A 9215-nucleotide genomic window follows, 5' to 3' on the forward strand; every position below is an offset into this window, starting at 1 on the left:
CGTCGAGCTGCCCGACCCGGACGGCAAACAGGATATAGAGCGGGACACCCAGCCCGGTCTTCCAGAGCTGGCGGGCATCATCATGCGGCGACCAGGTGAAGCTGATCATGGCCCAGGCGAGGAAAGCCCCGGCGAACAGCAAGGCCCAGGGTATGCGCGCGACCTGCCAGAAATCTCGGTGGATCGGGAAGGCGATGATCGCGAGCAGGGAGACAAGCGGCGGGATCAGGAGGCCGCCGGCACCGCCGAACGGCCAGGCAAAGCCAAAGGCCAAGAGGCCTGCCCATCCCGCCCGAGTATCGCCACGCTGCATGGTGATGCCCGCCCTGATCAGGCGCGCTTGAGGTCGGGCGCCTTGGCGTCCTTGCTCAAGCGGGCTATCGCCTCGTCAAGCGGCAGGATTTCCTGCGTCTTGCCGCCTTCGCCCAGGAAGCGCAGGGCCAGCGTGCCCTCTTCGGCCTCCTTGCGACCGACAACCGCAATCACCGGCACCTTGCCGACCGAGTGTTCGCGGACCTTGTAGTTGATCTTCTCATTGCGCAGGTCCGTCTCGGCATGGAGGCCCGCCTTGAGCATGGCCGCCTTGACCGTCTCGGCATAGCCATCCGCATCAGAAGTGATCGTGGCGATCACAACCTGACGCGGGGCCAGCCAGAATGGCAATTTACCGGCATAGCTCTCGATCAGAACGCCGAGGAAACGCTCAAGCGAGCCCAGAATGGCCCGGTGCAGCATGACCGGACGGTGTTTTTCACTGTCATCACCGATGAAGCTGGCATCGAGACGCTCCGGCAGATTGAAGTCGCACTGGATCGTACCCGTCTGCCATTCGCGGCCGATGGCGTCCTTGAGGACAAAGTCCAGCTTGGGACCATAAAACGCCCCATCACCGGGATTGTATTCGTAATCGAGGCCCGAGGCTTCCGCCGCCGCCTTGAGCGAGGCTTCCGCACGGTCCCAGACCTCGTCAGACCCGACCCGCTGTTCCGGTCGGTCGGAGAATTTGATGCGCGGCTCCTCGAAGCCGAAATCGGCATAGACGGACTTCAGGAGTTCACAGAAATCGATGACTTCCTGCGTGATCTGTTCAACCGTGCAGAAAATGTGCGCATCGTCCTGCACGAAACCGCGCACCCGCATCAGACCGTGCAGCGAGCCGGACGGTTCATAACGGTGGCAGGAACCGAATTCAGCCATGCGCAGCGGCAGGTCACGATAGGACTTCTGGCCCTGGTTGAAGACCTGGACATGGCACGGGCAATTCATCGGCTTCACGGCCAGGACTTTCTCTTCCTGGTCGATCGAGGAGATGAACATGTTTTCGCGATACTTGTCCCAGTGACCCGAGGCTTCCCAGAACTTGCGGTCCATCAATTGCGGCGTCTTGATCTCGACATAACCGGCCGTTTCCAGCCGGCGGCGCATATAGCTCGTCACCGTGCGATAGAGACGCCATCCATTGGGATGCCAGAAGACCTGGCCCTGGGCTTCTTCCTGGAAATGGAAAAGCTCCATCTGCTTGCCCAGACGCCGGTGATCGCGCTTCTCGGCTTCTTCGAGGCGGTGAAGATGCGCCTTGAGTTGCTTTTCATCCGACCAGGCCGTGCCATAGATCCGCTGCAGCATGGCGTTGCGATGATCGCCCCGCCAATAGGCGCCGGCGACCTTCATCAGCTTGAAGGCCTTGCCGATCTTGCCCGTGGAGGGCAGGTGCGGGCCGAGGCACAGGTCGAACCAGTCGCCCTGGCGGTAGATCGTGATCGTCTCGTCTTCGGGCAGGTCGCGGATCAGCTCGGCCTTGTAGGACTCGCCCATCTCCTCGAATTTGGCGATGGCGTCATTGCGGTCCCAGACCTCGCGCTCGAAGGGCAGGTCAGCATCAACGATCTCGGCCATGCGCTTTTCGATCGCGTCGAAATCTTCCGGGCTGAACGGTTCCTCACGGGCGAAATCATAATAGAAACCGTCCTCGATTGCCGGGCCGATCGTGACTTGCGTGCCGGGGAAGATATCCTGCACCGCCTGGGCAAGAATGTGGGCCGTGTCGTGGCGGATCACCTCGAGGGCCTTGTCGTCCTTGCGCGTGATGATCGCCACCTGGGCGTCCCCATCGAGCGGACGTTTGAGGTCCCAGTCCTGGCCATCGACCTGGGCGATGATGGCGGCCTTGGCGAGAGATTTGGAGATACCCTCGGCCAGGTCCATCGGAGAGGCCCCATCGGGAAGTTCGCGTACGGATCCGTCGGGGAGCGTCACATTGATCATTGTTACATGTCCTTGTCGTCGGCGCGGCCCGCCGGCGGAATTCTGTCCATGGCACGTCCTGGCTTCGATCTGAAACGCCAGACCGCCCACCAGGGCGCTTGATTGCAGTCGCGCGGCGCGGGATCGACGCCGAATGTGCCCCCCGGTCGACATCGACCGAGACGCCCGAGCGTGAGCCAGCCGCCGCGCCAGGGCCCCTGGGCGCGGATCGCGTCCATGGCATAGTGCGAGCAGGTTGGTTCATGCCGGCACCGGATGCCAAGCGCATAGAAGACCGGTGACAGGCTCAGCTGATACGCACGAAGCAGGATCAGCATGATGCCGGAGACCGGGCTTGCCAGCCCCTGTGTCCGTTCGCGTGAACGCATATGGAATAAAGCCTTTTAACGCCGCGGTGCGCGCTGTCCACCGTGGACATGAAGCGCGCTTCGCGGGCCGCAGTAAAGTTTGAGCGTGAGGTTTGTGGATTTGGCGGACCGTCCACCGCCTCCTGCCGGCGTGGCAGGGGCGGACGGCCCTAGCCAGTCAGGGGTGTGGTCTGTGGAGCCGTCGCACGGCCGCGCGTGGCGGTGGTGGCGGCATCGACAACCGCCTCGAAGGCCAGCATGACCGATTGATGGCGCGCGGGGTAAGCCCGGGCGCTCTCCAGCAAAGCCAGCTCGGCAAAGCGGCCGCGGGGTGCCGGCCTGCCCTCTTTCAGCATCGCCTTGAGCTGATCCCGCGCCATGACGAGATCCTTCTGCGACGCGCCAATCACATGACGTCCAAGAATGGCGGCGGAGGCCTGCCCCAGCGCGCAGGCTTTCACCCGCAGGGCGAGATCACCAACACGATTGCCAGCCATGGCGATATCGACCTCGATCTCGGACCCGCACAAGCGCGAGACCTTGCGCGCAGACGCGTGCGGCCGGGCCAGACGCCCGATGCGCGGAATGTCCGCGGCCAGTCGCAAGACGGCATTGGAGTAGAGATCATCGCTCATTGCATGACCAATCTAGGAAGAAACGACGCCCGATGCCAGTCGGCAAACGCTCAGCTCGCCGGGTCGGCGTCGATGACACCATATATCTTGGCGGTCTGACCGGCGACGCGGCGGACATCGGTTTCCTCGAACGGGCTGGGGCCGAGATCAACCAACCCGCCGACATCGGTAATGGCGATATCCTGCAGGGCCGCCGAGGCGCGCGCGAGAACGATCGCCTCATCCTGATCCGCGGCGAGAACCTTGTAGATGATCCGGTAACGACCCGTGGCGTCGACGCCGTCGAGGGCAACGTTAAAGCGGCGGACTGACATGACACGACCTCCCGATCGAGGGGCAATGATCGGCAGATTAGCAGACCCTGGTTAAGGATTGGCGAGGCCCTTCAATCGCCCTCATAGTCATCCTCGTCGAGATAGGTCGGCTCGGTGCGGCCGAGCACTTCGGGAATATCGCCAAGCGGATCATCGCCCTCTTCCGGCTCCGGCTCCCAGACATCTTCCAGGGCCAGCGACCAGAACCCTTCGGACTGGGCCGCACCCTCGGCGAGGCGTGCCGCGGCATCGGCGTCGGCGGCGATGACGCCATAGGAGACAAAACACTCTCCCACGGTGTCCTCGGCCTGAAGCATCACATTGAAACCCTTGAGCGCCATCGATCTAACCCAGCTTGCGCCAGGTCGAGCCTTCCGGCCCGTCATCGACCTGGACCTTGAGCGCATTGAGCTCATCGCGAACAGCATCGGCAGTCGGCCAATCCTTGTCCGCGCGTGCTGTCTGGCGACGCAGGATGAGATCATCAATCTTCGCCCGCTCCGCCGGATCGAGATCGGTCAGGCCGAACCAGGCATCCGGATCGGCCTGACCGAGTCCCAGCAGGCCGGCCGCAGCCAGAAGCTCGCCCTTGGCCCGGGCCTTGTCATCATCGCTGACCGCCTTGTTGGCATTGCCAGCGAGCTGGAAGAGCTCGGACAACGCCTTGGGGGTGTTGAGGTCATCATGCAGCGCTTCGACAAAGGCCGCCGGGACATCCTGCGAGGCCGCCTCGACATCGCCGAGACGACGCAGCACACCATAGACACGGTCGAGCGAACGACGCGTCTTGGCCAGCAGGTCCGCCGTCCAGGTCAGCGGCGCTCGGTAATGCGCCGTCAGCAGGGCATAGCGCAGCACCTCGCCGGGATGGTCCTTGATCAGCTCGTGCACCAGCTGAACATTCCCGAGCGATTTGGACATCTTGTCCGAGCCCATCGTCAGAAAGCCGTTGTGCAGCCAGTATTGGGCCATCGGGGCACCCTTGTGGGCACAGACCGATTGCGCGATCTCATTCTCATGGTGCGGGAAGACAAGGTCCGTGCCGCCGCCATGAATATCGATGGTCTGGCCAAGATGCTTCTCGGTCATGGCCGAGCACTCCAGATGCCAACCCGGACGCCCGCGCCCCCAGGGACTGTCCCAGCCCGTCTCGTCATCCTCGGCCGGCTTCCACAGCACGAAGTCGCCCGGATTGCGCTTGTAGGCCGCAACCTCGACCCGAGCGCCGGCGACCATGTCGTCGAGATCGCGGTTGGACAGGCGACCATACTGCTCGTAGGAGCTGACATCGAAGAGGACATGGCCATCCGCCTCATAGGCGTGACCGCCATAGATCAGGTTCTGAACCATGCCGATCATCTCGGGGATGTGGTCGGTCGCGTGCGGCTCGATCGTCGGCAGGTTGACGCCCAGCGCCCCCATGTCGGCGCGATAGATATCGGCATAATGCGTGGTGATCGTGTCGATCGGCTTGCCGCTCTCGCGCGCCGCTTCAATGATCTTGTCGTCCACATCGGTGATATTGCGGGCATAGATGACCTGCTCCTCGCCATAGAGGCGGCGCAGGACGCGGAAGAGCGTGTCGAAGACAACCGCCGGACGGGCATTGCCGATATGAGCGTAGGAATAGACGGTCGGGCCACAGACATACATCGTCACCCGGTCCGGATCGATCGGTTCGAAAGCCCGCTTGCGGCGTGCCATCGTGTCGTAAAGGGTGAGCGAATTCATTGGGAAGCCCGTCTTCGGTCTGGGGTGGTACTGAATTTTTCTGCGCCGTGTGTGGCTGAATTATTGGAAACCGGGCGCAGACCGCCTAAATAACCGCAAGTGCGCAAGCGCGAAAGCAGAGGATAACAGGTCGCGACAGTGAAAAACTGTCGTCTGCATCCTCGATCCGGAAACCGGCACTACGGTTTGGACGTATACGCCGAGCCGACCCGAGAACGAAAGGATCCATGAGGATGGACGCCGTGACCCCTGACGCTGCCCGAATTGCAACTGCAGCCAAAACCAAACCAAGCCGCGAAGAGGCCGAAGCCGCCGTTCGCACCCTGATCTCCTGGGCCGGGGATGACCCGAGCCGAGAAGGCCTGATCGATACGCCCAAGCGCGTGGTCAAGGCCTATGAGGAATGGTTCTCCGGTTATGACGCCGATCCGCTTAAAGCGCTCGGCAAGACCTTCGAGGACGTGCAGGGCTATGACGACATGGTCATGCTGACCAATATCGATGTCGAGAGCCATTGCGAACACCACCTCGCCCCCATCATGGGCGTGGCGCATGTCGCCTATCTGCCGTCAAAGGCCGTGGTCGGCATCTCCAAGATTGCCCGCGTCGTCGAAATCTTCTGCAAGCGCATGCAGACCCAGGAGACGATGACCGCCCAGATCGCCGACGCCCTGACCGAGGCCATGGAGCCGCGCGGCGTGGCCGTCCTGATCGACGCCAAGCACCAGTGCATGACCACGCGTGGCGTGCACCATCCCAATGTGTCGACCATCACCACCACCTTCACCGGCGAGTTCCGCAATGACGCCGACCTGAAGGATCGTTTCATGCGCATGGTCGAGCGGGCCTGATCCCTTCAGGCCTGAGGCCCAGGCCATGCCGAAGATCAAGCCCCGGAGCCACGCTCCGGGGCTTTTTCGTCTGCGGCAGGACATGTCGGCCCCGACCCGGCGCTGGCTGGCAGGCGCCGAACGGTGGCTATCGAATACCGGCCGCTAGCTCACGCGCTCAACGGGAGGCACTTCACCGCCTGACGCCGGGCGGATACGCCATTCGCTCTCAATGCCGGCACGGTAGTCACGGGTCAGGATATCGCTGACCTTGATGTATTCGGCATTGGCCTCGTCCGGCGTCAGGGTCAGACGGATATAGCCATGGTCTTCCATATTGCAGTGATCGACATCGGCATTGGCCTCGATCATCATCTTGCCGTAGTCGACGCCGGGTGCCTTGAAGCCCGAGAAAGGCGACGGGCTGGTCACGGATGAGCCGACGAGCTCGGTACCGATCCGGGTTCCCTCGCCATCGATCAGGTCATTGGTCCAGAAAGAGTGGACATCTCCGGTCAGGGTAATGATATCCGCATCGACCTGACGCAGGGCGGCAAACAGGCGCTCGCGCTCGGCCGGGTAGCCGTCCCACATGTCGAGATTGAAGGGGATGCCGAAGCGCGTACTCATGATGAAGTTACGGGCAAACTCGCTGTCCCGGGTGGCCCACCAGCGCAGCCATCCGGGCATTTCCTCGGCGAAATTGGGGAAGTTTACCCGGCTCATGATCACCTGATTGGCCAGAATGCGCCACGGCTTGCCGGCGGCCTTCGAGGCGCCACAGGCGCTTTGGATCTCGGCGATCTGCTCTGCGCCCAGCAGGCTGCGATCCTCGGCCCCGACGACATCGCGCTTCCAGGCCGCCACCGCGGCGAGATTGGCGGGGTCGGTCTCATCCGCATCTGAGGCAATCGGGAAGGTCTCGAGCCCGACCTGCTGATCCCGCGCAATCAGACGGCTTTCAAGCAGGCAGAGCGTGGCGAGATCACCGATTTCGTAACTGCCGCGGCGTTGACGCAGGTCGTCACCCGGCTCGCGCGCAGGCTGCCAATCATACCAAGCCCGCAATGCGGCATCGCGGCGCGCAGCCCAGAGCCCCTCGCCCTCATCGTGATTCTCCGCACCGTCTGTCCAGGCGTCATTGGCGGTTTCATGGTCGTCCCAGCTGAGAATCCAGGGCGCGGCAGCATGCAGCGCCTGCAGGTCCGGATCGGATTTGTACTGGGCATGGCGCTGCACATAATCCTCATAGGTCAGGATTTCGTGCGCCGGTGACGGAACCCGGTTCATGGCCTCGGCATTCCCGGTCGCATACCCGCCCGGCCCGTACTCATAGAAATAGTCGCCCAGGTGAAGCACCAGGTCGAGATCGCCATTCTCGGCCGCTTCGCGATAGACATTGAAGTGCCCGGCCGGGAAATTGGAGCAGGAAAAGACACCGATCCGGTATTGCGCAAGAGCGCCTTGGGGCAGGGTTCGGGTCACGCCCACCGGCGAGTATTCATCATTGAGCCGGAACCGATAGAAGTAGGATGTGCCCGGCTCGAGGCCGGTCGCCAGGATTTTCAGCGTGCCCAGCGGCTGCATCATCACATAGGTGATCTCGTAACCCTGCGCGAAGACGATGTCGGTAAAGGCCTCATCCCGCGCAAGCTCGACCCCGCGATAGCCGCCGCCATCATTGGTCAATGCCGTCCAGAGCATGACACTCGTCTGGTCCGGATCGCCGGAGGCGACACCATGATTGAAGACACCGTTATCGACCGGCTGGAAGACATCCGGCGACTGCGAACAGGCGCTGACGGCGAGCCCCGCGCCGGCAGCTCCGATGAGCGCCGTCCGGCGCGTCAAATTGGTCTTGGTCATGCGTTTCCCTCACCACACGGCACCGGCTCCCGTCGCCGGATGTCAGATCCAGTTTCCATCACTAGCGCGATTTCAGGACGGTTTCACCCGCCCTCAAATGCGCAGGGCGCGACGGGTCATCCGACCAGCCGCGCCCCAACCCACCCAGCCCGGGTCGGTGACTAGAAGTCGGCGCCGACACGAACGCCCCAGAGCAATGGCGCACCGGCGATATAGGTCGGCATGCCAAAAGAGCCGCCGGTATTGCCGGCATCAATCAGATGGTCCTCATCGGTCAGGTTCGAACCAAAGAGCTCGGCATGATAGCGCGTGTCGGCGCTTTCATAGCGCAGGCGGGCGTTCAGCAGGCCATAGGCCTCCTGCTGCAGCACGCCGCCAAACCGGTCATTATTGTTGTCGAAGTAGATTTTCGACTGCCAGGACCAGGTCGGCATGAAGCTCAGCGAGCCCCAGGCGCCGGACGCGACATCCCAGTCGAGGCCGAGCGCGAGCGTGTGTTCCGGCGCATAGCGGAAACGATTGCCAGCCAGCTCGAGCGCATTGCCCGCACTGTCCGTGTCGTCGAAGGTCGCCATGTTGTAGGCGTAGCTGACGAACAGGTTGGCGGTTTCAGCCAGATCGAAATCACCCTGGACTTCAAGACCGTATTGCGTGGCATTGCCGGCATTGTCGGTGACAAAGGAGACCGTGTTCGGATCGAAACGCGAGGACTGGAAGTTCTCATACTCGGAATAGAAGACCGAGCCGGAAACCGTGCCACGATCAAAGGTGATGAAGGCACCGGCCTCGATCGAGTCGACAATTTCCGCCGGCGCTTCCGAAAAGAAGGTTGGCGATGTGGTGTCGACCGAGATGACGTCGGGACGACGACCGCGGGCATAGCTGACCCAGGTATTCATCCGGTCGGTCACGGCGTAGGACGCCGCGAAACGCCAGGTGAAATCATCGAAATCGCCGGACTGGCTCACTTCGGCACCATTCGGCGTGTAGGGCGTGATCAGTGTGTCGCCGAAAGTCACGAAATTCGGGCCCGAGAGCGAGCGGCCATAGCCGCCGGAGGTCTTGTCCTCGGCGGTATAGCGAAGGCCCGCGGTCAGGGTGAGACGGTCGGTCACGGCGTAGGAGGCATCCGCGAAGATATCCCAGGACGTGGTCTCGGCACTGTTCGCGCCCTCTTCGAGATAGAAGCTGCGCAGCGGGATGACCTGACCCAGCGTCAGCAGACCG

At 62.5% G+C, this 9215-nt stretch carries 10 protein-coding genes; 1 reads left to right on the forward strand and 9 read right to left on the reverse strand.

The window, feature by feature from the left end:
• The 7 genes from QZ266_RS08705 to cysS form a co-directional block, all read right to left on the reverse strand.
• Positions 1 to 313: hypothetical protein (locus QZ266_RS08705; RefSeq protein WP_295694040.1), on the reverse strand; the 313-nt coding region annotated here is incomplete at its 3' end.
• A gap of 17 nt (positions 314 to 330) precedes the next feature.
• Positions 331 to 2265: a threonine--tRNA ligase gene (gene thrS / locus QZ266_RS08710; protein WP_295694043.1), complete on the reverse strand. Its 1935-nt coding sequence runs from the start codon at positions 2263 to 2265 to the stop codon at positions 331 to 333.
• 2 nt (positions 2266 to 2267) lie between these two features.
• Entirely contained in the window at positions 2268 to 2633 is a 366-nt protein-coding gene (gene yidD, locus QZ266_RS08715) for a membrane protein insertion efficiency factor YidD (protein WP_295694045.1), read from the reverse strand.
• Between the two features lie 149 nt (positions 2634 to 2782).
• The gene (locus tag QZ266_RS08720) at positions 2783 to 3247 is read right to left on the reverse strand and encodes an iron-sulfur cluster assembly scaffold protein (protein WP_295694048.1); all 465 of its coding nucleotides are present in this window, start codon (positions 3245 to 3247) and stop codon (positions 2783 to 2785) included.
• 50 nt (positions 3248 to 3297) lie between these two features.
• On the reverse strand, positions 3298 to 3561 hold the full coding sequence (locus QZ266_RS08725; RefSeq protein ID WP_295694049.1) for a hypothetical protein: 264 nt from the start codon (positions 3559 to 3561) through the stop codon (positions 3298 to 3300).
• Positions 3562 to 3632: 71 nt separating this feature from the next.
• Positions 3633 to 3902, reverse strand: a complete 270-nt coding sequence (locus QZ266_RS08730; RefSeq protein ID WP_295694052.1) for a hypothetical protein — start codon at positions 3900 to 3902, stop codon at positions 3633 to 3635.
• A gap of 4 nt (positions 3903 to 3906) precedes the next feature.
• Positions 3907 to 5292, reverse strand: a complete 1386-nt coding sequence (gene cysS / locus QZ266_RS08735; protein ID WP_295694053.1) for a cysteine--tRNA ligase — start codon at positions 5290 to 5292, stop codon at positions 3907 to 3909.
• A 233-nt stretch (positions 5293 to 5525) separates the two neighbouring features.
• On the opposite strand from cysS, the gene folE reads away from it, so the two are divergent.
• Positions 5526 to 6143, forward strand: coding sequence for a GTP cyclohydrolase I FolE (gene folE / locus QZ266_RS08740; RefSeq protein ID WP_295694056.1), 618 nt, complete (start codon positions 5526 to 5528; stop codon positions 6141 to 6143).
• A gap of 144 nt (positions 6144 to 6287) precedes the next feature.
• Here folE and QZ266_RS08745 read toward each other — a convergent pair whose 3' ends face one another.
• Complete coding sequence (locus QZ266_RS08745; protein ID WP_295694060.1) at positions 6288 to 7988, reverse strand: alkaline phosphatase D family protein; 1701 nt, start codon at positions 7986 to 7988, stop codon at positions 6288 to 6290.
• 161 nt (positions 7989 to 8149) lie between these two features.
• The coding region (locus QZ266_RS08750; protein WP_295694062.1) for a TonB-dependent receptor at positions 8150 to 9215 on the reverse strand (1066 nt) is incomplete at its 5' end.

The sequence above is a fragment of the uncultured Maricaulis sp. genome (assembly GCF_905480005.1).
Classification (GTDB): Bacteria; Pseudomonadota; Alphaproteobacteria; order Caulobacterales; family Maricaulaceae; genus Maricaulis.